The following is a 24,180-nucleotide window of genomic DNA, read 5'->3' as shown; positions in this document are numbered from 1 at the left end:
AGTGAACAGCGCCACTCTCAGCGGGGACAGATACCATCAGCAACCGTGCCAGACGCCTCCGCTGTACTGACAAAGCCGAATCCCCCGGCGACCGCCCCCGCGACACCGCGCGACTATCGCTTCGCGAAGCTCATAGCGATCGTCGCGGGCGTGCTCGGGGCGCTGTTCGCGCTGGCGACACCGTTCCTGCCGGTACAGCAGACCCAGGCGGAGGTGAGCTGGCCACAGGGCGGCTCGCTCGATCCGGTGCAGGCGGCACTGATGTCGCAGGTGCCCATCGACGCGAACGCCACCATCCCATGTTCCGCGGTCCAGCAACTGGATCCGCGCGGCGGCATCCTGCTGGCAACGGCACCACCGCAGGGCAAGGGCGCGGACCTGGAGGCCCTGTTCGTCCGCGTCTCCGGCGAGAGCGTGGACGTACTGGACCGGAATGCCGTGGTGGCCAGCGCCACCCGCGCCGAGATGAGCCAGTGCTCGCAGCTGGTCATCACCTCCGACAGCACCCAGACCTACGCGAGTTTCGAGGGCGTCACCCGCACCGTCGAGAAGCCCACCGCCGACGGCGGACGGGAACTGGTCACCGTGCCCGTGGACGGCCGCCTGCTCGGCGATCTGCGCCCCCAGGTGGTGGGCGTGTTCACCGATATGAAAGGCGGCGTGCCGGCGGGCCTTTCGTTCCACATGACCGTGGACTCCCGGTTCTCCTCCTCGCCGACGGTCATCAAGCTGGTGGCCATCATCGCCGCGGTCCTGCTCACCCTGCTGGCCATGGGCGCGCTCGCGGTACTGGACACCAGTGACGGCCGCGGGCACCGGCGCATCCTGCCGGCGCACTGGCTGAAGCCGACCTGGGCGGACGGCGGCATCATCGGCACCCTGCTGCTGTGGCACTTCGTGGGCGCCAACACCTCCGACGACGGCTACATCCTGACCATGGTGCGGGCGGCCCCGCACGCGGGCTACCTGGCCAACTACTTCCGCTGGTTCGGCGTGCCCGAAGCGCCGTTCGGCTGGTACTACTACGTCATCCAGGCCTTCGCCGAGGTCTCCACCGCCAGCCCGTGGGTGCGAATTCCCGCGCTGCTCTGCGGAATCCTGTGCTGGCTGGTGATCAGCCGCGAGGTCGTGCCGCGACTGGGCAACGCCGTGGCGAAGTCCCAGGTCGCGCTGTGGACCGGCGGCCTGGTGTTCCTGGCCTTCTGGCTGCCCTACGACAACGGCCTGCGCTCGGAGCCGATCGTGGCCCTCGGCGCGCTGCTGACCTGGGTGTCCATCGAGCGGGCCATCGCCACCTCGCGCCTGCTGCCCGCCGCGGTCGCGGTGCTGGTGGCGGCGTTCACGCTGGCGGCGGCGCCGACCGGTCTGATGTGTGTGGCGGCGCTGCTCGCGGGCATCCGGCCGCTGGTGCGGATCGTGGTGCGGCGGCGCAAGCAGTTCGGCGATCTGGCCCTGCTCGCCCCCATCGCGGCGGCCGGATTCCTGGTGCTGGTGGCGGTTTTCGCCGATCAGACCTTCGCCGGAATCATGGAGGCGAACCGGGTGCGGCAGGTGACCGGGCCGAATCTGGCCTGGTACGAGGACTATCTGCGCTACTACTACCTGTTCGTCGAGACCGTGGACGGCTCGCTGGCGCGGCGCTTCGCGTTCCTGCTCATGATCCTGTGCCTGATCACCACCATGCTGGTGCTGCTGCGCCGGCGGCAGGTGACGGGCATCGCGAGCGCGCCGACCTGGCGGCTCATGGGCGTGGTCTTCGGAACCATCTTCTTCATGATGTTCAACCCGACCAAGTGGACCCACCACTTCGGTTCGTACGCGGGCATCGCGGGTTCGCTGGCGGCGGTGACGGCGGTCGCCGTGTCCGCCACCGCGCTTCGCTCCCGGAAGAACCGGTCGGTGTTCCTGGCCGGGCTGCTCTTCACCCTCGCCGTCGCCTTCTCCGGTATCAACGGCTACTGGTACGTCTCCAGCTACGGCGTGCCGTGGTTCGACAAGACCGTCTCCCTGCACGGCTTCCAGTCCAACACCCTGATGCTGGTGCTGTTCGGGCTGGCGCTGGCCGTGGTGGCCTGGCAGTCGCTGCGCGAGGGCTACGCCAAGCCGATGGCGAACGGGAAGACCAAGCGCGGCCGGCGGATCCGCAAGTTCGCCGCCATCCCGCTCACCGTGGTCGCCGCGCTCATGGTGCTCTTCGAGGTGGTGTCGCTCCTCAAGGGCGCGGTGCAGCAGTACCCCGCGTACTCGCTGGCGCGCTCGAACATCGACGCGGTCACCGGCAACACCTGCGGGCTCGCCAATGACGTGCTGGTCGAGGGAAATGTCAACAGCGGCAACCTGACCCCCATCATCGATCCGGCCCACCCGCCGCAGAACGGCGACCCGCTGGCCGGTGAGAGCCCGGTCGGCTTCTCCCCCAACGGCGTCGCCGACAAGCTGGACGCCGACGGCGTCGAGGTGAAGCCGGGCACCGGCAACACCTCCACCCAGACCGTCGGCCCGGCCTTCGAGAAGGGCCAGAACGCGGGCACCGGCGGCGGCAAGGGCGCGCAGGGCGTGAACGGGTCCACCGTGGCCCTGCCCTTCGGCCTGGACCCGGCCACCACCCCGGTCATGGGCAGCTACCAGGACGGAGTGCAGCAGCCCGCCGAGCTCACCTCCAGCTGGTACCAGCTGCCGCCGCGCTCGGACGACTCACCGCTGATCGTGATTTCGGCGGCCGGGCGCGTGATGTCGTTCGACGACACCGGCAATATGACCTATGGCCAGGACATCTTCCTGGAGTACGGCCACCACAACCCGGACGGCACCGTCACCTTCCTCGACAAGTACCGCCCGCTCGACGTCGGCCCGGCCCCGTCCTGGCGCAACCTGCGCATTCCGCGCTCGGCGCTGCCCGACAATGCCGACGCGGTCCGCATCTATGCCCGCGACCCGATCCTGATCGGCGATCAGTGGCTGGCCTTCACCCCGCCGCGGGTGCCGAAGCTGGTGTCGCTCAACAGCTATCTGGGCTCCACCCAGCCCATCCTGCTGGACTGGGCCGTGGGCCTGCAGTTCCCGTGCCAGCACCAGTTCGATCACCGCAACGGCGTGGTGGACGCGGCGCCCAAGTACCGCATCCTGCCCGACCGGCCGCTGGCCATCAGCTCCACCAATACCTGGCAGGCCGAGGAATTCGGCGGTCCGCTGGGCTGGGCGGAGATGCTGTCGGCCTCCAAGACGGTGCCGACCTATCTGAAGGACAACTACGCCCGCGACTGGGGCTCCCTGGAGCAGTACGAGCCGTTCTATCCGGATCCGTCCGACCCGGCCAAGGCCAAGTTCCCCAAGCCCGCGCAGGTCGACACCCACGTGGTGACCCGCTCCGGGTTCTGGTCGCCGGGGAAGATGCGCGTCTTCTGACCCGGGACACGTGACAATCGGTGGCCGCCCGCGACGTCGCGGGCGGCCACTGCTGTTTCGGGTCCTATCGAATTCCAGCCGCTATTTCTTGACGTCCACGTGGGCTACCCACTCGTAGACGGGCAAACTCCCCTCCGGAGTGTCCTGCCAGCGTGACGTCACTCTGTAGCGCTCGTACCCGCCCCCGAACGCGACTCGCAGTTCGACGCCCGGTGGCGTGATCGGGACGATCCGCGTTTCGAGGCCATCCGGCCCGCCTTCGAGTAGCGCCAAAGGTGAGGTACTCATAGCTGAAGGCTCTCACATCTGTACGGGTCACCCGATAGATTCAGCGCAATCGGCGAGCCGCCTGAACAAGCCGCCCGTGAGCGGGGCGAGGCGGGTTTCAGACGGAGCGAATCGGTGTCAGACGAGGCCGAACTGGCTCAGCAGGCCGCTCAGCAGGCCGCCGATGATCGGAATCTTCGAGGCGCTGCCGGTGCCCATGCCGCCCACCGGAACCGCGGTGACGCTGACGCCGATGGTCTGGGCGTTGTTGCTGGTGCTGCTGCCGTCGTCACTCGCGATGAGCGTGTACGTACCCGCCGTCGTCGGGGTCCACTGGTAGGTCGCGTGACCGGTGGAATCCACCGGAGAGGCGCCCATGTACGTGGCCGCGCCGCCGGACGGGCTTCCGATCCAGAAGCCCACCTGGCTGCCCGCGTTCGAGCCGCCGACCGACGCCGTCAGGGTGTAGGTGGTATTGACATGCGCCAGCCCGGTCCCGGCCGACAGCCCGGTGACCTGTGCGGAGGCGGCCGGTGCGGCGGACAGGACGGCCAGGGCGGTCGCGGCGGTGGCCGCGCCGATGATCGTGTGCCGAATTCGAAGGGTAGCCATTACTGCTTCGCTCCCAAGCTCTCATTTTCAAAATTGAAATGAGATGTTTTCACACACGAGGTCGGGTCGCAATGGCCGGCGCCGAATTCCGCAATGGCGCGCGCCGAACCCGCCGAAACAGGCGCGGCTACAACGGCAGCAGATGGTGTTTGCGGGGATTGCCCGGAGCCTTCTTGTCGCGCAACAGGTGCAGGGCGCGCCGAATTTCCAGGCGGGTGGTGGCGGGCTCGATGACCGCGTCGATATAGCCGCGTTCGGCCGCCACCCACGGCGTCGCGACGGTGGCGTTGTAGAACTCGATCATCTGCTTGCGCATGGCCGCGCGCTCCGGCTCCGGGGCCGCCGCCAGGGTCTTGGCGCCGATGAGCGACACCGCGCTCTCCGCGCCCATGACCGCGATCCGGGCGGTGGGCCAGGCCAGATTCACGTCCGCGCCCAGCTGTTTGGACCCCATGACGGCATAGCCGCCGCCGTAGGACTTGCGGATGACCACGGTGACCTTCGGGACCGTGGCCTCCACGAAGGAGAAGATGAACCGGCCGCCACGCTTGATGACGCCGATCTTCTCCTGCTCCACCCCGGGCAGGAAGCCCGGGGTGTCGACGACGAAGACCAGCGGGATTTCGAAGGCGTCGCAGAGCCGCACGAAATGGGCGGCCTTGTCCGAGGCGCGGGCATCCAGCGCACCGGCGTAGACCAGGGGCTGATTGGCCACCACGCCGACCGTGCGGCCGTCCACGCGACTGAAGCCGCAGATGACGTTCTTGCCCGCGGCCTCACCGAATTCGTGGAACGCGCCGTCGTCGAAGATCCGGAGCAGGATCTCGTGCATGTCGTAGCCGGCATTGTCGGCATCGGGCACGATGCCGTTGAGTTCCAGGTCGGTGTCGGTGATCTCCGGTTCCAGCCCGGGATTCACCACCGGCGGCAGCTCCGTGCAGCTCGACGGCAGATAGCCGAGGTACTCGCGCACCCACTCGAAGGCGGCGGCCTCGTCCGGGGCCACGTGGTGGATATTGCCGTACTGGGCTTGGGATTTCGCGCCGCCGAGCTCCTCGAGGCTGACGTCCTCACCGGTGACCTCGCGAATCACCTTGGGCCCGGTGACGAACATGTAGGCCGCTTCGGTGGCCACCACCACGTCGGTATTGATGGGCGCGTAGACCGCGCCGCCCGCGCAGCTGCCCAGGATCATGGAGATCTGAGGCACCAAGCCGGACAACGGTTCCTGACGCCGGCCCAGCTCGGCGTACCAGGCCAGCGAGGTCACCGCCTCCTGCACGCGGGCGCCGCCGGAGTCGTTGATGCCGACCACCGGGCAGCCCATCTTGGCCGCGAATTCCAGGATGCCCGCGACCTTGCGGCCGAACATCTCGCCGACCGAACCGCCGTAGACGGTCTGGTCGTGCGAGAAGACGGCCACCGGGCGGCCCTCCACCAGGCCGTGGCCGGTGACCACGCCATCCCCGAAGAGAGCGGCCTTGTCGCCCGGATTGCGCACCAGCGCACCGACTTCCACGAAAGTACCGGGATCCAGCAGCATCTCGATGCGGTCGCGGGCCGAGGGAATTCCCTTCCTGGCCCGCTTGGCGATTCCCGCATCTCCCGCCGGTTCCCTCGCGATGTCGAGCTTGTGTCGAAGGTCGGCGAGTTTGTCGGCGGTGGTGCTCACTGGACACTCCTCTCGGCAAAAATCTACTTTCGCAGAACTCGTGCCGCGGTGGTGCTATTTCGTTGTGGTGTCGATCTCCGACAGTTTTTTGGTGAGATCGGCGCCGATGGTGGCGATCCGCGGCTCGTCGATGATCTGGATGTGATCGCCCGGAATGTGGATGATCTCCAGATTCGGAATGTGTTCCTGCCAGCCGCCGTTCGGCCGCCGGTCCGCGAAACGCGGTTCCAGCTCGATCATTCCGTCGTGGTAGCGATCGGCGAGGTAGAGGGCGACGGCGCCGTCGTACTTCGACGGCTCGATCTTCTGCAGCTCCTTGCTGTCGATCCACGATGTGCGCTGATGCTCGACCACGCCGCCCGGGATGTCGACCCCGGCGAACTTCAGCAGCTCCATGATGATGTCGATCTGCTCCGCGTCGGACGCCGCGGCCAGCTCCTCGAGCTGCTCCTGATCGAGTTCGCCATTGAAGCCGTAGGTCTTCTGCGCGAACGCCTGGTAGCGGCGGATCCGCTCCACCCGCTCCTCGGGGGCGTCACTGAAGGGCTCGACCGGAATGGCCAGGTCGATCAGGCCGACGTGCCGGACGTCCGCACCCTCGGCGCGCATGATCTCGCCGACCTTCAACGCGAACACCGCGCCCAGCGACCAGCCGTAGAAAATGTACGGGCCCTCCGGCTGCCGCTTGCGGATCTCCGAAATGTACTGGTGCGCACGCTCTTCGATGGTGCCCTCGACCCGCTCCAGGCCGTACATCGGAGTCCCGGCCGGGAGCCGGTTCAGCAGCGGCTCGTACACCAGGGTGTTGCCGCCCGAAGCGTGGAACACGAAGACCGGCACCGCATTCGAACCGGCCTCCTTCGCGCGCAGCGTGCGCACGAAGCCCTCCAGATCGGAGCTCTTGCCCTGATAGCGGACAACGACCTCGGACAGCTGCTCGATGGTCTTGCAGGCACGCACCTCGGCCGGATCGACCTCGGCCTTGACCCTCTCGGACAGCCGGGCCACCAGCTTCTCCAGCGTGGTGTCGTCGATCTCGGGCAGCGGGTTGAAGATGCCGCCCGCCGTCTTGCCGGTCACCAATGCCCAGGTGGCGAAGGCGAGTCGCTCCTCGCCATTGCGCGGGGGCACATTGTCGGCGTCGGTCTCGGCGATCGGCGCGGCGGACTCGTGCTCCGCGACGATCTCCTCGGCCTCGGCCACCACATCGGTGGTCTCGGTCTTGGGCAGCAGCGCGGCCGGATCCTCGCCGGCGGCCATGGCGGCCCGCGCGGCGGAGATGAAGTCGGCGTCGACGGCAATGTCCTCACCGGCGGCCTGGCGCGCGGCGATGTCGGCGAGCTGATCGCGGTGCTCGATGGCGTAGCGCAGCACCTTGCCGACCTCGAGCAGGCTGGCGTCGCGCACGGCCTGGATCTGCAGCTGCGGAATGTCGAACTCGTATTCCACCCGGTTCTTGATCCGCATGGCCATCAGCGAATCCAGGCCCAGCTCCATCAGCGGGATCTCCATCGGGAGGTCCTCGACCGCGTAGCCCATGGACTCGGCCACGATGATGGCCAGGCGCTGCTCGATGGTCTGCGTGCCCTTGGGATCCCAGCGCTCGCCGGGGGCCGCCTCGACCGCCGGAGCCGCCTGGACGGCCGCGACCGGCTGTGCCACAGCCGATTCCGGCAGCGGCGCGGCCAGGGGTGCGTAGGTGGGGAGAGACGCAGTGACGACGGCGTCGAAGAGCGGGCGGAAGGCATTGCCCTCCTTGGCGTGCACCGACACCGACGCGCCGCCCGGGTGGGGGGTGAGCGTGGTGGTCAGCGTGCCCGTGGCAGGGACCGCGCCGTGCGCGATGGAGGCGCCGACGGTGACATCCGAGAGCACCTGCGCGGCAGCGGCATTCACCAGTGCGGCCAGGTCGGTGACGGCCGGGGCCTGCACCTCCCAGACGTGGCGGCCGTCCGGCAGCGCCACGTGCGCGCCCGGGACACGAGCATTGCCCGCACCGCCTCCGAAGCCGCCGGTCACCTTGGGCCAGTACTGCTTGCGCAGGAACGCGGTGCGCGGCGCGGCGGCGTAGTCACCGGCGGGCAGCAGCGAGGGCAGGTCCACCTTGTGGCCGTGCACGTACAGCTGCGCCAGCGCGGAGATGACGCCCGCGGCCTCGTCCTCCTTGCGCTTGAGGGTCGGGATGAGTGCCGCATTGTGCACGCCCGCCGCGAAGGTGGTGCCCAGGACCTGCATGAGCGCAACGGAATTCGGCGCCAGTTCCAGGAAGGTGGTGATACCGGTGTCGACGGCCTGCCGGATCGCGTTGGTGAAGTACACCGAGCCGCGCATGTTCATGACCCAGTAGTCCACGTCCTGCACGGGCGCGTGCCCGGCGCGGTAGACGGTGTCCTTGTGGACGGTCGAGTAGAGGTCGCGCTTGAGCTTGGTGGGCTCGATGCCGGCCAGCTCGGCGGCGAGTTCGCCCAGCAGCATGTCCATCTGCGAGGTGTGGCCCGCGCCGCGGGTCTGCAGCACGCGGGCGAACTTGCCCTCGGCCTCGGCGCGCGCCACGATCGCGTGCACCTGGTCCGGCATGCCGCCGATCACCGTGTTGTTGGGCGCGGCGTAGACCGCGACCTCGATCTCGGGGAACTCGGTCTCGACCAGCTTGGCGATCTCCTCGGCGGAGTACTCCAGCAGCGCCATATTGCGGACCTGGTCGTCGGTGAGCATGGCCTCGCCCTCGGCCATCAGCCGCGAGCGCGCGCAGATCACCCGGACCGCGTCCTCGAGCGGCAGACCGCCCGAAATGTACGCTCCCGCAACCTCACCCTGGGAGTGGCCGACCACGCCCTCGGGCTCGGCGCCGTGCGCGCGCAGGATCGAGGCCAGACCCACCTGGATGGTGAAGGTACCGACCTGGCCGGTGCCGATGTCCCAGTCCATGGAGTCGTCGAGGATCATCTCCTTGACCGAGTACCCGGCCTCGTCCATGACCAGCTCGTCGACCTGATCGACGGCCTTACGGAAGATCGAGTTCTCGGTGTAGAGCTGCTTGCCCATCTTGCGGTGCTGCGCACCGAAACCGGCCATCACCCACAGCGCGCCCTTGGCGGCGGGGGAATCGGCGGTCCAGACGCCATTGCCCGGCTTGCCCTCGGCGATGGCCCGCAGGCCCGCGATGGCCTCGTCATGGGTCTTGGCCACGACCACGCCGCGCGAACGGCCGTGATTGCGCTTGGCCAGCGTCCGGGCCACATCCGCCAGCGGAGTCGCCTGTCCCGCTTCGGATTCCAGCCAGTCGGCCAGATCCTTGGCGGCGCGCTTGCGCCGCGACGGCAGGTAACCCGACACCGGGAGGATCAGCGGCATCGGCTCTTCGCGATTGCCCCACTCCGGTTCCGGCGCAACGGTTTCGGTGATGGCCTCGGCCTCGGCGACCACGTCGGTGGTCTCGTTGTCGAGGCCGGTGGTCTCGGAAACCTCCGCTGCGGCGAGGGCCGGCACGTACTCCTGGATGACCACGTGCGCATTGGTGCCACCGAAGCCGAAGCCGGAGACACCGATGGTGGCCTTGCCGCTGTAGCGCGGGAATTCGGTGGGCTGGTCGATGACCTTCAGGTGCGCCTGGTCGAACGGAATGAAGGGGCTGGGACCCGCGTAGTTGAGGTGCGGCGGAATGACGTTGTGCTGCAACGCCATGATGACCTTCGCGAGAGCCGCGGCGCCGGCCGCGGCCTCCAGGTGACCGAAATTGGTCTTGGCCGAACCCAGCAGGGCGGGCTTGTCGGCCTCACGGCCCCGGCCGATGACGCGGCCTAGCGCATCCGCCTCGATCGGGTCGCCGATGGGGGTGCCGGTGCCGTGCGCCTCGATGTAGTCGACCTGGGACGGCGGGATTCCGGCGTCCCGGTAGGCGCTGCGCAGCACATCGGCCTGCGCGTCCGGGTTCGGGGCCAGCAGGCCGTTGGACCGGCCGTCGCTGTTGACCGCGGAGCCCTTGACGACCGCGTAGATGGTGTCGCCGTCGCGCTCGGCGTCGGCCAGCCGCTTGAGCACGACGAGACCGCCGCCCTCGGAGCGGACCATGCCGTCGGCGTCCGACGAGAACGCCTTGATGTGACCGTCCTTCGACACACCGCCATTGGCGTCGAAGGCCAGCGTCGCGGCCGGGGACAGCAGCACGTTCGTGCCACCGGCCAACGCCAGATCGGCCTCGCCGTTGCGCAGTGCCCGAACGGCCTGGTGCACCGCTACCAGCGAGGACGAGCACGCGGTGTCGACGGCCACCGACGGGCCGCGGAAGTCGTAGAAGTACGAGACCCGGTTGGGGATGATGGCCGAAACGCTGCCCATGATGCCGTAGCCCTCGGCCGAGAGCGGCGTGCCCGGATCGGTGTTCCCGACCGCCATGCCCGCGATGATCATGAACTCGGTGCTGGTCGAACCGATGAAGACGCCGACCTGCTCACCCTTGAGGGTGTTGGCGGGAATCCTGGCGTGCTCCAGCGCTTCCCAGGTCAGCTCGAGCGCCATCCGCTGCTGCGGGTCCATGCGCTCCACCTCGACCGGGGAGATGGCGAAGAACTCGGCGTCGAAGTTCTTGAGGACGTCCTGGTCGAGGTAGCCGCCCTTGGTGTTGGACTTGGCGATCTGCTCCACGAGGCGCGGATCGTCGAGGAACTCCGCCCAGCGGCCCTCGGGTAGGTCGCGAATCGCGTCACCGCGGTTGATCAGGAAGTCCCAGGTGGATTCGGGCGTTTCGCCCGCACCCGGCAGCCGGGTGGACAGACCGACGATGGCGACATCGTGCGCCTCGCCCGGCTGGAAGCCCCGGGTGTAGAACGAGTCGTCGGCCGCCTCGGCGGGAAGGTCGGGCTCCCCATTGATGATTCGCTCCGCCAGCGAGGCGATGGTCGGGTGCTGGTAGACGATGGTCGCGTTCAGCAGGACCCCCGTCAGCTCCTCGATATCGCCACCCAGTGCGAGGGCATCGCGCGAGGCCAGGCCGAACTCCTCCATCGGCCGGTCCACGGTGATGTTCTCGATCGGCTGCCCGGTCGCGTCGGCGACCCAGCGGCGCAGCCATTCCCGCAGGTCGGCCACCGACATGTCGGCCGCGGCAGGTTTCTGCGTGGCCGCGCCTTCGGCCGCCGGTGCGTTCTCGGTCGTCTGGGTGGGGTCCGTGCCCTCGTTCTCAGCCATCAGTTCCTCAAGCTACCTGTCTGCTCACGGTGCGCGGCGTTGTTATCGAGACTCTCGCCGTTCCTGCCCGAACGGCTCTGTCTTCGCGTGCCGGAATGGCACTGCCTTTCATGCATGAATGGCGCGAACCGAACGGGCTCGCGCCATCCAACTTCGAGACGGTCGTCTCACTCCTCGTCTGGTGCATCGGGGAAGGCCTGCTGCGTGTAACCACCACGCAGCGTGCCGCCGATGTACTCCGCCTTGCAGGCACGACGGGCGATCTTGCCGCTGGAGGTACGCGGGATCGAACCGGCCGGAACGAGGAGGATGTCACGCGCGGTGACACCGTGCCGGGACGAGATGGCCGCGCGGACCGCATCCGCGATGGGCCCCGGGTCGGCCTTGCCCGCGCCCGGGCCGCGCTCGGCCACGATGACCAGCTGCTCGCTGGCGTCGTCGGCGTCGTACTTCAGGCCCGAATGGCTGTCCTGCGCAAAGACTTCGGCGGGCAGCTGGTTGGCGGGCACCGCGAAGGCGGCGATGAAACCGGGGCGCAGCATGGTCGAGGCCTCCTGGGCGGAGTACTCGAGATCCTGCGGGTAGTGGTTGCGGCCGTCCACGATGACCAGGTCCTTGACGCGGCCGGTGATGTAGAGCTCGCCGTCCACGTAGACGCCGTAGTCACCGGTGCGCAGCCAGATGCCGTCGGCGGGCACGCCCTCCGCGTGGCTGTCCTCGGGCAGTCGATGCGCGAGCTGGTTACGGAAGGTCTTCTGGGTCTCCTCGGCGCGGCCCCAGTAGCCGATGCCGATGTTGTTGCCGTGCAGCCAGATCTCGCCGACCTGCCCGTCGGGCAGCTCACGCGCGCCCTCGGGAGCGTCGATGGAGTCGCCGTCCACGATGGTCGCCCACTGCGACAGCGCGATGTAACCGCAGGACACCTGGGCGATGGAGTTCTCCGCGCCCTGCTCGACCTTCTTCACGCGACCGGCATTGAGCTCGAGCCGGTCCACGTAGATGACCTTGGCCTCGTCCTCGTGCCGGGTGGCCGACACGAACAGGGTGGCCTCGGCCATGCCGTAGCACGGCTTGATGGCGGTCTTGGGCAGGCCGTACGGGGCGAACGCCTCGTTGAACTTCTTCATCGAGGTGGTGGTCACCGGCTCGGAGCCGTTGATCAGGCCGAGCACGTTCGACAGGTCCAGCGACTCGCCCGGCTTGGGCAGGCCGCGCACGGCGGCGTGCTCGAAGGCGAAGTTCGGTGCGGCGGCGAAGGTTCCGGCGCCGTCGGACACCGCGGCCAGCTCGTTGATCCAGCGCGAGGGCCGGCGTACGAACGAGGCCGGGGACATGATGGTGATGTACTTGCCGCCCACGGCGGGCAGGATCACCGTCAGCAGACCCATGTCGTGGTACAGCGGCAGCCAGGTCACGCCGCGCGAATTCTCGTTCAGATCAAGCGCGTTCACCATCTGCAGCACATTGGTGCCGACACCGCGGTGGGTGATCTCGACACCGGCGGGCACCCGGGTGGAGCCGGAGGTGTACTGCAGGTAGGCGATGTCGTCGACCACGATGTCGGGGCGGATCCAGGACTCCCCGACGCTGTCGGGAATCGCGTCGACGGCGATGATGCGCGGGCGCTGGGCCGCGGGCAGGGACCGGAAGAACTGGCGGACACCGGCGGCGGAGGAGCTCGCCGTCAGGATCGCGGAGGGCGTGCAGTCACCGAGGACCGCGTGCAGGCGATCGGTGTGGCCCGGCTCGTCCGGATCGAACAGCGGCACGGAGATGGTGCCCGCGTAGATGGCGGCGAAGAAGGAGATGACGTAATCCAGGCCCTGCGGAGCCAGGATCGCGACCCGATCGCCCCGCTTGGTCACCTGCTGCAGTCGGGCGGCCACCGCGCGCAGCCGCGTACCGAACTGACTCCAAGTGAGGTCCTGGTACTCACCGTCGCGCTCGCGTGAGTAGTCGATGTATCGGTAGGCCAAGTCATTGGCGTCGTTACCGTGAGTGTGCTTCTCGACGTAGTCGACGAGGGTGCGTCCCTCGGGAATCGTGATGTTCCCCGTTTCGTCGAGGTAATCGTCGAAAGTCTCGTCCATTCCTTCTTCTCCTCCGAGGCACACGCGGCATGAGACGGCATGCATTGCCGCTGTTACCTGTGAGGCCCCGACTCTCTTCGCCCGCGGGAGCTCCATGCGAGAGCCAACCTGCAGAATTGTGTTGCGGTCTGCGCGGTGACCGTCTAATGGCTAGATGTTCTCAAACCAGGGACATGTTACAGAGGAGCCGCCCGGCCATGCTTCGGAGCGGCCGAACATCTCCCAGCTCACACCTCTGGACTAGTGCTTCACCGGCGCGAATGCCTCCAAATGGGTGGGGAGCGCCCCACATAGGACACAACTAGGACTGGATGTGAGTTGCCGCACGCACCGGGTCTCGGCAGTGCCGCAACCCGGAGCACTTTACCGGGTGACCCCGAAACTGGGGGGTCGGTCGGTGGGGGTCACACCGCCGGTGAAGTACCCAGCGACCAGGGTGCGCCCGAACGCATGAGGTTCGCTGCGCAACGGCTTACGTATGCGCAGGGTGCGGAGCGTTTTCGATGAGACCCGACGCCCAGTTCACCGTCCACTCGGTGGCGGTGGTGCCGTTGTCGTCCACCTGGTAGCCGTTGTAGAGGCTGTGCACCGGATTGCCCGCGGCGCGGACCAGGATGTTCAGGCTGCCGAGGATATTGTTCGGGCTCAGCGCCTGCCGAGGGGAATCACAGATCAAATCGCCTGCGGCGCAGATGGTGAAGGTGCGGCCGGTGAGCTTGCCGTAGCCGCCGCGCGGTCCGGTCATGGTGATACCGGGGACGTTCAGGCCCTTGAGCGCCACCTCCGCGCCCACGCCGGGCGGGGTCGGGCCGATCTCGACGGCCTCGCCCGGATCGCCGACATCGCGGCGCCCGTCGGCGATGGTGGTCACGCCCAGCACCAGGTCCTCGGCCACCGGGCCCTTGCCCGCGCCGATCTGCGCGGCGATATCACCGACGATCACCGCACCCTGCGAGAAACCCGCCAGAACGTAAGTGGTGAGCGGACATTGGGCGGCGGTCTGCGCGAGCTTGTCGGTGGCCCGCTCGGCGCCCTCGGAACGGCTGTTGTTGTAGGAGGATTGCCCGTCCGGCGGAATGGCGACCGGATTGGAGAACTGCGCGACGTACGGGACGGTGTAGACCTCGACCCGCTCGTCGGGGAACTTGGCCCGAATCGGGTTGGAGATGTTCAACATCAGCGACGCCGGGTTCGCGGCCGGGCTGTAGGGGTCGTCGTTGCTGTTCGACTCCCAGGTGCCCGGCACGGACAGCATGAACACGTCCGGGCAGGTGGCCGGCTGCGAACTCGGACGGGGCGGGGCCGGCGGCTTGGGACCGGGCAGCCGCAACCGCCCGGCCAGCAGGTACCACAGCAGCAGCGCCACCACGACCACGATCACGATCGCGGCGATGGCGAGCAGCAGGCAACCCACCGGGCGCGACCCGGTTTGTCCGATTCGGCGTCGCGTCGTCACTTGTTGCAGTAGCTCTTCGAGGCGACGTCGTAGTAGATCTTGCCCGCCTGCTCGACCGTCATCTTGGACGGATCGAAGGACGGATCGGAACCGGCGATCGCGGTCACGTAGGTGATGATCTGATCCTGCGGGGCGTTCTCCGACTTACCCTGGCACACCAGATTGGCCGCGGTGACGGCGATGTCCGGGGAACCCGGGGTGATACCGGCCTTCTTCAGGTCGTCGAGGAAGCTCTTCTCCTTGTCCGACAGCGCCGGGGAGCCGTTCGGGGTGGTGATGAACTGGCTCGGCACCGGAGCCGGGCGCTCGGCCGTGGAGCTGGGGGTCCCGGCATCCGGCGCGGCCTGCGGAGCCTGCTGATCCGTGGACGGCGCGGCGTCGCCCGGGGTGGCGGGCGCGGCGGCCGTGGTCTTGGTTGTTGTCAGCGTGGGCGTGCTCTTGGCGGTCGAGTCGTTGCTACCGCAGGCGGCGAGCAGTCCAGCGGCGGCGATGGCGGCCACCACGCCGAATACCTTTCCACGGGTACCGTGCATCAATTTGCTTCCTATATCTGTCAGGGGCAAGAGGTCGCCCCCAGGCTAGCCGCAACCCGGGACGGAGTCCCGGGCCACAACGGAACCACATCCACTTCTTAGGGCCGATTAGGGCTGTTTGGCCGGAAAGTCTCAGTTGGGACGGACCTCCGGACCCAGCGCCGGAATGGGCGCGGGCTGCGCGGGATCGGCAGGTGGGGGCTCGGGCGCCGGGGCCGGAGCCGGGGCGGGTGTGGGGGCTGGAGCCACGGCAGGTGCGGGTGCCGGAGCAGGCGCGGGGGTCGCGGGCGGAGCCGGCGCGGCCGGGACGGCCGGAGCAGCGGGGGCGGCGGCCGGGGTGGCCGGCACGGGGACCGGAGCCTCGGGAACGGGGGCCGGCGGCACGAGCTGCGGCAGAGCGGGCAGCGGGAGTGCGGGCTGCGGCGCGGCGGCGGGCTGCTGGGCAGCCGGCTGGGCCGGGCCCGGCTTGGGCTGCTCGGCGCCGGGGATGGCGATCGGTCGGCCGTCGAAGGTGGCCGCGGCGGCCCGGCCGTCGCGGATGGTGATGGTGCCGCCCTGGAAGGTCTGCTGGGTGCCGCCCGGGGTCGGGCTGTCGTCGGAGATCGGGTAGCCGAGCGGTCCGTTCTCGAACCCGGTTGCGCCCCAGGCGTCCATGATCGGACCGCTTCGCACACCCCAGGCGCCCGAGAGCGGGCTCCAGTAGATATTGCCGCCCTCGAAGCCGGACCAGCGGCCGAAGTCGCGCACCGGCTGCTCACTCGAGGTCGGGAATCCGTAAGGGCTGTTCTCGAATCCGAGCTGCGCGTACTTGCCCAGGATCAGGCCCTGCACCAGGTGCGCGCCGGTCCTGGCGCTGAAGTACATGGGCCCGTTCTCGAAACCCTGTACCGCGCCGTCCTTCTGGGGCGTCCGGGCCTCCTGGCCGGTGGGGTACCCGGCCGGGCCGCGCTCGTAGCCCTGCCTGGCCCATTCGTCGAGGATGGCCCCGCGCACGGCCTGCGCACCGGTCTGCGGGGTCCAATAGATCGACCCGTGCTGGAACGGCTGCAGTCGGCCGCGGCCGTCGGGCAGGCCGCCCTCGCCCGCGATCGGGAAGCCCAGAGCGCTTGCCGCCGTGCCCAGTCCGCCGTAGCTGCCGCCGATCGCACCCGCGACCGGCTGGGCGCCGCTGGCCGGCGAGAAGAACACCTTGCCGCCGCGGAAGTCCTGGGCCACGCCGCCGGGCAGCGGGTACTCCGCGGTGAGGCAGTCACCGAGCCAGGAGTTGCCCTGCGCCACCGGCGCGATCGCGCCACCGGTCCTGCAGTCGACGGGGGTCGCGTCCACGCCCAGCGCGGTGGCCGTCTGCGGCCAGGCCTGGCGCATCTCGAAATCCCAGTACGGCCAGGTGTGGGTGCCGGACTGGCGGTAGTTCACCGAGACGGGGATGTTCAGCTTGTTGAGCTTGGCCACGAAGTTCTGGGTGCTCAGCCGGGACAGCACCTCGAGGCCCAGGCCCGCGTAATTGCTGGTGATGCCCGGAATGTCGGAGAGCGGGTCGGTCGTGCCCGCGACGCCGTTGCCGCTGGAGACGTAGAGGGCCACGCCCTTGAGCTTGTCGGCCAGCTCGTAGGGGTCGTGTTCCTTCCAGGCCGGGCTGCCCGGCGGGCCGAACATCTTCGACGAGTCGAAGCCGCCCGCGTCGTGCATGGCGAAATCGACCGCCTGCGGCATACCGAGCGAGGTCAGGGTGAGAAAGCCGGAGTAGGAGGCGGCCGAGCGCACCCAGCCGGGATTGCGGGCGGCCAGCGTCATGGCCGCGGTGCCGCCCATCGAGAGTCCCTCCACCGCGCGCACATCGGTGGCGCGGAACTGGCTCTCCAGCAACGGCGGGAGCTCCTTCACCAGGAAGGTCTCCCACTGGTAGTTGTGGCCGTTGTCGGGGGCCAGCCAGTCGGCGTAGAAGCTGGACTGGCCGCCGATCGGCAGCACCACCAGGGAATTCTTGTCGGCGTAGAAGCCGGCCGCGCCCGCGTCCTTGGTCCAGCCGTTCTCGTTGTCGGTGGCCCGCAGACCGTCGAGCATGTAGACGACGGGGAACCTGGCGTCCGGCTTGGCATTCCAGTCACGCGGCAGCAGCAACTGGACTTCGACGGGTGCGCCGGTGGCCGGCGAATTCACCCACAGGGCGACCCGGTGGTCGTTGAGCCACGACATCTTCTGGATGGACGCCGCGGGAGCGGCGGGCGCATCCGGTGCGGCGCTTGCCGGTCCGCACTGCGCGAAAGTGCCCGCGGCCAGCGGAAACAGCGCCGCTACAGCACATGCCATCCAGCGCACGCGCCTGCTCTTGATCCCACGGACAACTCTAGCCACACAAGTGTTGTACCTCCGCAAGCCCGTCAGTCCCGGCAGGACACACGGAAACCACCCATTCCACAGCAAACGTCCAGTTGCCAGCCCGCCTCCCCGCGCGTTCAGCGCACAGCTGAGATCCGTCGGCGTCCCACACGGGTGCCGGCGGTCAGGTGGCAAACCGATTTCGGGCGTACCCCCGGAGTTACTCCGACCGCCACGAAATCAGCTGCCGCGTTGGCATACGTCCAGAATCAAACCCCCAGTGCGGCGAGGATGTCGGGGCGGGCGGTGGCCAGCTGGTCCTGCCAGTAGGGCCATGAGTGGGTGCCCTCGACCTGGAGGTTGTAGTGGGCGCCGATGCCGAGCTGGGTCATCCGGCCCACGAACGAGAGTGTGTTCACCATCGACAGGGCCTCCAGCGCAACGGCATTCGTGGTGTTGAAGATGCCGACGGGCGAGTCCGGGTGGTCGTGCGGGCCGAGCACGCCCCAGGACGCGGAGATGAACATGGGCAGGTTGCGGAGCTGCGGTGCGAAGACGAACGGGTCCATGCGCAGCCACTGCGGGCTCCACGGCCAGGCCATCGAATCCACATTGAAACGGCCGGCGTCGAGCATCGCGATGCGGATGGCCTCGCGCATGCCGGGCGCGGAGATGTTCAGGTAGCCCGAGAACGAGGAGGCGTGCTTGAACTGGTCGCGGTGATAAGCGGCCAGCGCCAGTGCCGCCGACCCGCCCATGGACAGTCCGGCCACCGCATTGTTGGTCCGGGAGACGCCGTAGCCCTCGAGGAAGGCGGGCAGCTCGTCGGTCAGGAAGGTCTCCCACCGGTAGGTGAACTTCTGCCCGTTGGTGTTCGAGGGCGATCGCCAGTCGGCATAGAAGCTGGACTGCCCGCCGACCGGCATCACCAGGGTGACATTGTCATTGGCGAATTGCTGCAGGGCATTGGTCTCGAAGCTCCAGGCGTTGAAGTCGTCGCGGGCCCGCAGGCCGTCGAGCAGGTACAGCGCCGCGTCACCGCCGTGCGCGGCCCACTGCACCTGCACCTTGATCGGGCCCATGCTGGAGGGCACCATCAGCTCCTCGAAGCCGCCCTCGCGGGCGCGGTGCTGAGGATGCGCGGGCATGGCGAGGGCGGGCGCCGCCAGCGCCGGGAGCGCCAGCACGGCCGCGACGACCGCGAGGGCGCGCCGCCAGCCGCGTCTGACGCGGGCGCGTCCGGACATCCGAATCGAACCGTGCTGCGGGCATGACGAAGCGCCCTGTACTGCCATAGAGATCGATCTCCTGAACCGCAGGGGGAACCACACCGACGTGACGGGAGTCACGGACAACGGTGCACTCTACCGTCGACCCGGAGATAATCGGCGGGTATCCGGTTCAGCTGGCGTGTATCTCGGCCCTGCCGTCGTGGAAAACGATGGTGCCGTGCTGGAAAGCCTGCTGCGCTCCGCCCGGAATGGGCGTTTCATCGGAGGTGGGAAAGCCGAGTGCGCCAGCGGGTCCCGCCGCGCCCGCGTACGCGCCGCCGATCATGCCGCCCACCGGATGCGCGCCGGTGGCCGCCGACCACACCACCCGCCCGCCCCGGAAGTCCTGCGCCGCACCACCGGCCACCGGATACTCCGCGGTCAGGCAGTCACCCAGCCACGACTTCGCCAGCGCCACAGGCTGAATCGCGCCCGCGGCGGCGCAGTCCGGCTTGGTCGCCTCCACGCCCAGCGCGGCCGCCGCCTGCGGCCAGGACTGCCGCATCTCGAAATCCCAGTACGGCCAGGAATGCGTGCCGGAGGGCCGGTAGTTCACCTGCACCGGAATGCTGAGCTTGTCCAGCTTGGCCACGAACTGCTGAGAAGAGAAGCGCGACAACACTTCCAGCGCCATGCCGACCCAGTTGGTGCTCACGCCCGGAACCCCGGCCGGAATGTCGTGGATGCCCGCCAGGCCGCTGCCGCTGGATACATAGAGGCTGAGGCCCTTCAGTTTTTCCGCGAGCGCGTAGGGATCGTGCGACTCCCATTCCGCGTCGGTGGGCGGGCCGTACATGGCGTCGGCGTTGTAGCCGCCCGCGTCCCGCATGGCGTACGCGATCGCCTGCGGCATACCGAGACTCGTCAGCGTGAGGAAGCCGGAGAAGGAGGCGGCGTAGCGCACGAATCCGGGGTTACGGGATGCCAGCGTCATGGCCGCGGTGCCGCCCATGGAGAGCCCGGTCAGGCCGCGCACATTCGTGGTGCGCCAGTCGCGGTCCAGCAGCGGCGGCAATTCCCTGGTGAGGAAGGTTTCCCACTTGTAGGTCTTGCCGTTGTCGGGCTGCTTCCAATCGGAATAGAAGCTGGCCGCGCCGCCGACGGGCAGCACCACGGTGATGTTCTTGTCGGCGTAGAAGCCTTCCGCCCCAGCGTCTTTGGTCCACCCGCTCTGCTCGTCGCCCGCGCGCAGACCGTCGAGCAGGTAGAGCACGGGAAATTTGCTGTCCGGCTTGGCTTTCCAGTCTCTGGCCAGCAGCAGTTGCACCTGGATCTGGGTGCCCATGGCGGGGGAATCCACCCAGAGAGCGACGCGTCTGTCGCTCAGCCACACCACATTTCGAATATCGGGTTTGGTGGGTTTCGCGGGTTCACCCGCTGGTGGAGCACCCCCCGGTTCCGCGAATGCCGTTGCGCCCCCGCCGGCAACCCCACCCGTCAGCAAGGCTGTCGTGGCTACCGCGAGCGCGACCAGCCCTCTGCGGCCGCCTCTCCCCCATCTACCAATTGCCACAGCTGTCACAGTAGGTTTCTACCGCGTCGCGGCGAATGATGGGGAGGCATAAAAGAACCGGCCACCCTGTCGGATGGCCGGTTCATTCGTTCACGCTGTCGCCCGGGGCGAGCAGCGGTCGTTCCTACTAGGCGAGACCCAGCGCGCTCAGCATCTGCGGGCGGGCCTTCACCAGCTCGTCGTGCCAGTAGCGCCACTTGTGGGTACCGGTCGCGGTGAAGTCGAACTGGGCCGGAATGTTGATCTGCCCCAGCCGCGCCTGGAAGGCACGGGTGTTCACGCTCGCCAGCGCCTCCAGCGCGATGGCGTTACCGGTGTTGAAAACGTCTGCGGCGGAACCGACGCCGTCGTACGGGCCGGGGATGCCGTTACCGGACGAGATGTACATCGGCAGACCCTTGAGCTGCGGCGCGAACACGAACGGGTCCATGCGCAGCCAGGCCGGGCTCCACGGCGCGGCCATCGAGTCGACATTGAAGCGGCCGGCGTCCAGCATGGCCAGGCGGATGGCCTCACGCATGCCCGGCGCGGACAGGTTCAGGTAGCCCGACATCGAGGTGGCCTGCTTGAACATGTCGCGGTGGTAGGCGGCCATCATGAGGGCGGCCGAACCACCCATGGACAGCCCCGCGATGGCGGTGTTGTTGCGCGAGACACCGTAGCCGGAAAGGAAATCGGGGAGTTCCCTGGTCAGGAAGGTCTCCCACTTGTAGGTGTACTTCTGACCGTTGGTGTTGGACGGCGACACCCAGTCGGCGTAGAAGCTGGACTGACCGCCGACCGGCATGATGACGTTCACGTCGTCGTTCGCGAAGATGCCGGGGGCGTCGCCCTCATCGGCATTGGCCCACGCATTGCGATCATCGCGGGCGCGCATGCCGTCGAGCATGTAGACCGCGGAGCTGCCACCGTTCTTGGCCCACTGCACCTGGACCTTGATCGGGCCCATGCTGGACGGCACCATCAGCTCTTCGAAGCTGCCCGGAATACCGCGGTGCATCGGGCCGAACGCCGGGGCGGCCGAGGCGATGGACGGGACGGCCAGCGAAGCGGTCGGGACCGCGAGCGCCGCCGCGGTGACGGTGGCCGCGACAAGCCGTGTGCGCCAAGCACTCTGCGCACGGCGTCGCGACGAAACTCCTCCCGGCACGGCAGACCTGCCGAAACGCATGGATATTGCTCCTTCTCTACCGCAGCACTGCGCTGCTGCGGTGTCTTAAGTTGTCAATCGCGTACCCCCGGCATGACATAGCCATGCGCGGACATGCGCAATCACCGCTCACAGCGAATCCCGACACTTCCCTGTGAGTGAAGCGCTACCACGGGTTGGTCACACTTGCTCGCTGGAGGGTATTCGACGCTCCGAGCGGTTGGCAAGGCCACGCTAATGAGTGGCTGGTTCAGTGAATCAACTCAGTCACTATCGCATACGACCGTAATGGTGCGGTGACCATATCGCGAATCCCTCGTGATGTCGCGGCAACGTGCAAATCCCTTACGCCGCAAGCAACCTTGGCGGTTTCGCTCAGCCGAGGTTGGCGCTCAGGTCGGGCAGCATCTTGTAGACCTGATCCGACCAGTAGGGCCAGGCGTGCACACCCTCGGCGGTGTAGTCGAACACCGCATTGCTGGGGCCCAGGGAGTCCATGCGCGCCTGGAACGCGCGAGTATTCGTAAGCGCTATGGATTCCAGACCCATCCCAACCGTCACGTTGTACGCGTCCAGCGGGGTTTCCACGACATCCCGCGGACCCGGAACACCGCTGCCGCTGGAGATCCACATCCTGGTGCCGTTGTCCCGCAACATCGGCGCGATTACGAAAGGATCGTTGCGCAGCCACAATTCGCTCCAGGGCGGCCCCCACATGTCGTCGATGTTGAAGCCGCCCGCGTCCAGCAGCGCCGCCCGCAGGGCTTCCCGCATACCCGGGCCCGAAATGTTCAGATAGCCGGAATACGATCCGGCATAACGGAACTGATCCGGATGATAGGCCGCCAGCACCAGAGCCGCACTGCCGCCCATGGACAGCCCGAACACCCCGTTCCCGCGCGGATTGAAGCCCAGCCGGGCGGCGAGCGCTCGGCGCAGGTCCCGGGTCAGGAAGGTCTCCCAGGCATACGGCACGGTCTGGCCATTGGTATCGGACGGGGCCACCCAATCCGAATAGAAGCTGGACTGGCCGCCCACGGGCATCACCACATTGATGTTCGACGCGGTGAGCGCCCGCTCGATATCGGTGTTGATCTCCCAGCCGGAAAGGTCGTTGCGGGCGCGCAATCCGTCCAGCGCGTACACCACGCGGCGGGTATTGCCGTCATGGGCGCGGAAGATGCGCGACTTGATCGGGCCCATGTCGGAATCGACCCAGAAGTCGTAACCGCCCGGATCGAATGACGCATGCGCAGGCGCCATCCCCCCGATTGTCCCAGCCAGCGGAACCGTCACCGCCACAGCCAAAACCACCAAAACCGCCCGGACCGAACCGGCCATTGACCGCTGCACCCACTCGCGTACCCGAACAGACCGCATCGACTCGCCTTTCACGAGCGTGGTCTCCGATGACCACATCCGAAATGCAGAAACTGTTGTCGCAGGATCTTCTTAGGCGCATATTCGGAGTCGGCAGGCGTCGAAACACCGGCCGCGACCAAACCGTGATGGATCACCGCCCCGGTGCGAAACACACGACGGCCGCCGTCCGCGAGGACGGCGGCCGCATCCGGGAGTCGGGTCTATCCGATGTGCGCGGACATATCCGGGATCATTCGATAGGCGTCGTCCTGCCAGTTCGTCCAGGCGTGCAGCCCGGCGGCCGGAAAGTCCCAGACAATGTTCTGCGCGCCCAGGGAGAACATGCGGACCTGGAAGGCGCGAGTATTGGCCAGCGCCAACGTTTCCAGCGGCGCGCCGCGGATCAGCCGGTCGGCCGCCACACCGAGCGGGATGTTCAGATCGTCGGGCCTGGGCGCGCCACTGCCGGCGGAGATCCACAGCCGGGTGTTGTTGGCGATCAGGGTGGGCGCGAAGACGAACGGGTCCATGCGCAGCCACTGCGGCCCCCACGGCGGAGCCATGGAGTCCACGTTGTAGCCGCCCGCGTCGAGCATGGCGGACCGGATCGCCTCGCGCATACCGGGTGCCGAGATGTTCAGGTAGCCGGAGTACGAACCGGCGTAGCTGAAGAAGTCGGGGTGGTACGCGGCCAGGGTGAGTGCGGCGCTGCCGCCCATGGACAACCCGAACACGCCGTTGCGATACGGGTTGAAGCCCAGGCGGTTCTGCAGCTCCCAGCGCAGGTGGTTGGTGAGGAAGTCCTCCCAGGCGTAACGGTAGCTCTTGCCCGGGCCGCCGCCCATGGACTCGGTGACGCCCGACCCGGTGCCGTAGGTCGCGGATCCGGTGCCCGGCGTGGCGCCGAAGAACGAGCTCGGCGCATCCCAGTCGGCGTAGAAGCTGGACTCGCCGCCGATCGGCATCACCACATTGATGTTCTGGTCCGCCATCACCTCGGCGACATTGGTGTTGATCTCCCAGCCGCTCAGATCCTGCTGGGCACGCATCCCGTCCAGGACGTAGGCGACGCGCTGGGTATTGCCGTCGCGAGCGCGCAGGACGCGGGTCTTGATCGGGCCCATGACCGGGGAATCGGCCCAGAAATCGAAGATGGCCGGGTCGAACGCCGCGGTGGCCGGTGGCGATTCGATCACCGCCATCAGGGGAACCAGCAGGGCGGCAGCGGCGACGCCCAATACCTTCCGTGTGAAGCCTCGAACCCGCATCGACCCAGCCCTTCTCGGTTTGAGCAGAACATTGATCACGCAGAACAGATCTTCGGTACAACCTGAGTATCGGAT

13 protein-coding genes and 1 pseudogene are annotated in these 24,180 nt (G+C 67.9%); 1 reads left to right on the top strand and 13 read right to left on the bottom strand.

The window, feature by feature from the left end; all coding sequences use genetic code 11:
• The first annotated feature begins 45 nt into the window (after positions 1-45).
• Positions 46-3,405, top strand: coding sequence for an arabinosyltransferase domain-containing protein (locus ACFXHE_RS28520; protein WP_379387534.1), 3,360 nt, complete (start codon positions 46-48; stop codon positions 3,403-3,405).
• 81 nt (positions 3,406-3,486) lie between these two features.
• Here the strand turns inward: ACFXHE_RS28520 and ACFXHE_RS28515 are convergent, their stop codons facing one another.
• The 13 genes and pseudogenes from ACFXHE_RS28515 to ACFXHE_RS28455 form a co-directional block, all read right to left on the bottom strand.
• Positions 3,487-3,693, bottom strand: coding sequence for a DUF5988 family protein (locus tag ACFXHE_RS28515; protein ID WP_379387533.1), 207 nt, complete (start codon positions 3,691-3,693; stop codon positions 3,487-3,489).
• Positions 3,694-3,810: 117 nt separating this feature from the next.
• The gene (locus ACFXHE_RS28510) at positions 3,811-4,284 is read right to left on the bottom strand and encodes a hypothetical protein (protein ID WP_379387532.1); all 474 of its coding nucleotides are present in this window, start codon (positions 4,282-4,284) and stop codon (positions 3,811-3,813) included.
• 127 nt (positions 4,285-4,411) lie between these two features.
• Complete coding sequence (locus ACFXHE_RS28505; protein ID WP_379387531.1) at positions 4,412-5,956, bottom strand: acyl-CoA carboxylase subunit beta; 1,545 nt, start codon at positions 5,954-5,956, stop codon at positions 4,412-4,414.
• A gap of 54 nt (positions 5,957-6,010) precedes the next feature.
• The gene (gene pks13 / locus ACFXHE_RS28500) at positions 6,011-11,143 is read right to left on the bottom strand and encodes a polyketide synthase Pks13 (RefSeq protein ID WP_379387530.1); all 5,133 of its coding nucleotides are present in this window, start codon (positions 11,141-11,143) and stop codon (positions 6,011-6,013) included.
• 167 nt (positions 11,144-11,310) lie between these two features.
• Positions 11,311-13,233 (bottom strand): long-chain-fatty-acid--AMP ligase FadD32, encoded by a 1,923-nt coding sequence (fadD32, locus tag ACFXHE_RS28495; RefSeq protein WP_379387529.1) that lies wholly within the window; start codon positions 13,231-13,233, stop codon positions 11,311-11,313.
• 472 nt (positions 13,234-13,705) lie between these two features.
• Positions 13,706-14,689 carry a cutinase family protein gene (locus ACFXHE_RS28490; RefSeq protein ID WP_379387528.1) on the bottom strand — a complete coding sequence of 328 codons (984 nt, stop codon included), beginning with the start codon at positions 14,687-14,689 and terminating at the stop codon, positions 13,706-13,708.
• Positions 14,686-15,222 carry a DUF732 domain-containing protein gene (locus ACFXHE_RS28485; RefSeq protein WP_364608698.1) on the bottom strand — a complete coding sequence of 179 codons (537 nt, stop codon included), beginning with the start codon at positions 15,220-15,222 and terminating at the stop codon, positions 14,686-14,688. The genes ACFXHE_RS28490 and ACFXHE_RS28485 overlap by 4 nt, the downstream gene beginning before the upstream one ends.
• Before the next feature lie 522 nt (positions 15,223-15,744).
• Positions 15,745-17,532 (bottom strand): annotated as a pseudogene (locus tag ACFXHE_RS28480) (alpha/beta hydrolase-fold protein); the annotation flags it as partial.
• A gap of 278 nt (positions 17,533-17,810) precedes the next feature.
• A complete protein-coding gene (locus tag ACFXHE_RS28475) occupies positions 17,811-18,788 on the bottom strand; it encodes an alpha/beta hydrolase (protein ID WP_379387527.1) in 978 nt (325 codons plus the stop codon).
• A gap of 154 nt (positions 18,789-18,942) precedes the next feature.
• On the bottom strand, positions 18,943-20,148 hold the full coding sequence (locus ACFXHE_RS28470; protein ID WP_379387526.1) for an alpha/beta hydrolase-fold protein: 1,206 nt from the start codon (positions 20,146-20,148) through the stop codon (positions 18,943-18,945).
• Positions 20,149-20,452: 304 nt separating this feature from the next.
• A complete protein-coding gene (locus ACFXHE_RS28465; RefSeq protein WP_354851060.1) occupies positions 20,453-21,496 on the bottom strand; it encodes an alpha/beta hydrolase family protein in 1,044 nt (347 codons plus the stop codon).
• Between the two features lie 354 nt (positions 21,497-21,850).
• A complete protein-coding gene (locus ACFXHE_RS28460) occupies positions 21,851-22,855 on the bottom strand; it encodes an alpha/beta hydrolase (protein WP_379387525.1) in 1,005 nt (334 codons plus the stop codon).
• Positions 22,856-23,058: 203 nt separating this feature from the next.
• Positions 23,059-24,105, bottom strand: a complete 1,047-nt coding sequence (locus ACFXHE_RS28455) for an alpha/beta hydrolase (RefSeq protein ID WP_379387524.1) — start codon at positions 24,103-24,105, stop codon at positions 23,059-23,061.
• Positions 24,106-24,180 lie beyond the last annotated feature (75 nt).

The sequence above is a fragment of the Nocardia sp. NPDC059229 genome, assembly GCF_042754165.1.
Lineage (GTDB): Bacteria > Actinomycetota > Actinomycetes > Mycobacteriales > Mycobacteriaceae > Nocardia.
This window is presented reverse-complemented; position numbering and strand designations above follow the sequence as displayed.

What these genes read in the sequence shown, in the direction of transcription:
- ACFXHE_RS28515 (WP_379387533.1), bottom strand. Translation starts at nt 3,693, where the DNA reads ATGAGTACCTCACCTTTGGCGCTACTCGAAGGCGGGCCGGATGGCCTC.
- ACFXHE_RS28510 (WP_379387532.1), bottom strand. Translation starts at nt 4,284, where the DNA reads ATGGCTACCCTTCGAATTCGGCACACGATCATCGGCGCGGCCACCGCC.
- pks13 (WP_379387530.1), bottom strand. Translation starts at nt 11,143, where the DNA reads ATGGCTGAGAACGAGGGCACGGACCCCACCCAGACGACCGAGAACGCA.
- fadD32 (WP_379387529.1), bottom strand. Translation starts at nt 13,233, where the DNA reads ATGGACGAGACTTTCGACGATTACCTCGACGAAACGGGGAACATCACG.
- ACFXHE_RS28485 (WP_364608698.1), bottom strand. Translation starts at nt 15,222, where the DNA reads ATGCACGGTACCCGTGGAAAGGTATTCGGCGTGGTGGCCGCCATCGCC.
- ACFXHE_RS28475 (WP_379387527.1), bottom strand. Translation starts at nt 18,788, where the DNA reads ATGTCCGGACGCGCCCGCGTCAGACGCGGCTGGCGGCGCGCCCTCGCG.
- ACFXHE_RS28465 (WP_354851060.1), bottom strand. Translation starts at nt 21,496, where the DNA reads ATGCGTTTCGGCAGGTCTGCCGTGCCGGGAGGAGTTTCGTCGCGACGC.
- ACFXHE_RS28460 (WP_379387525.1), bottom strand. Translation starts at nt 22,855, where the DNA reads ATGCGGTCTGTTCGGGTACGCGAGTGGGTGCAGCGGTCAATGGCCGGT.
- ACFXHE_RS28455 (WP_379387524.1), bottom strand. Translation starts at nt 24,105, where the DNA reads ATGCGGGTTCGAGGCTTCACACGGAAGGTATTGGGCGTCGCCGCTGCC.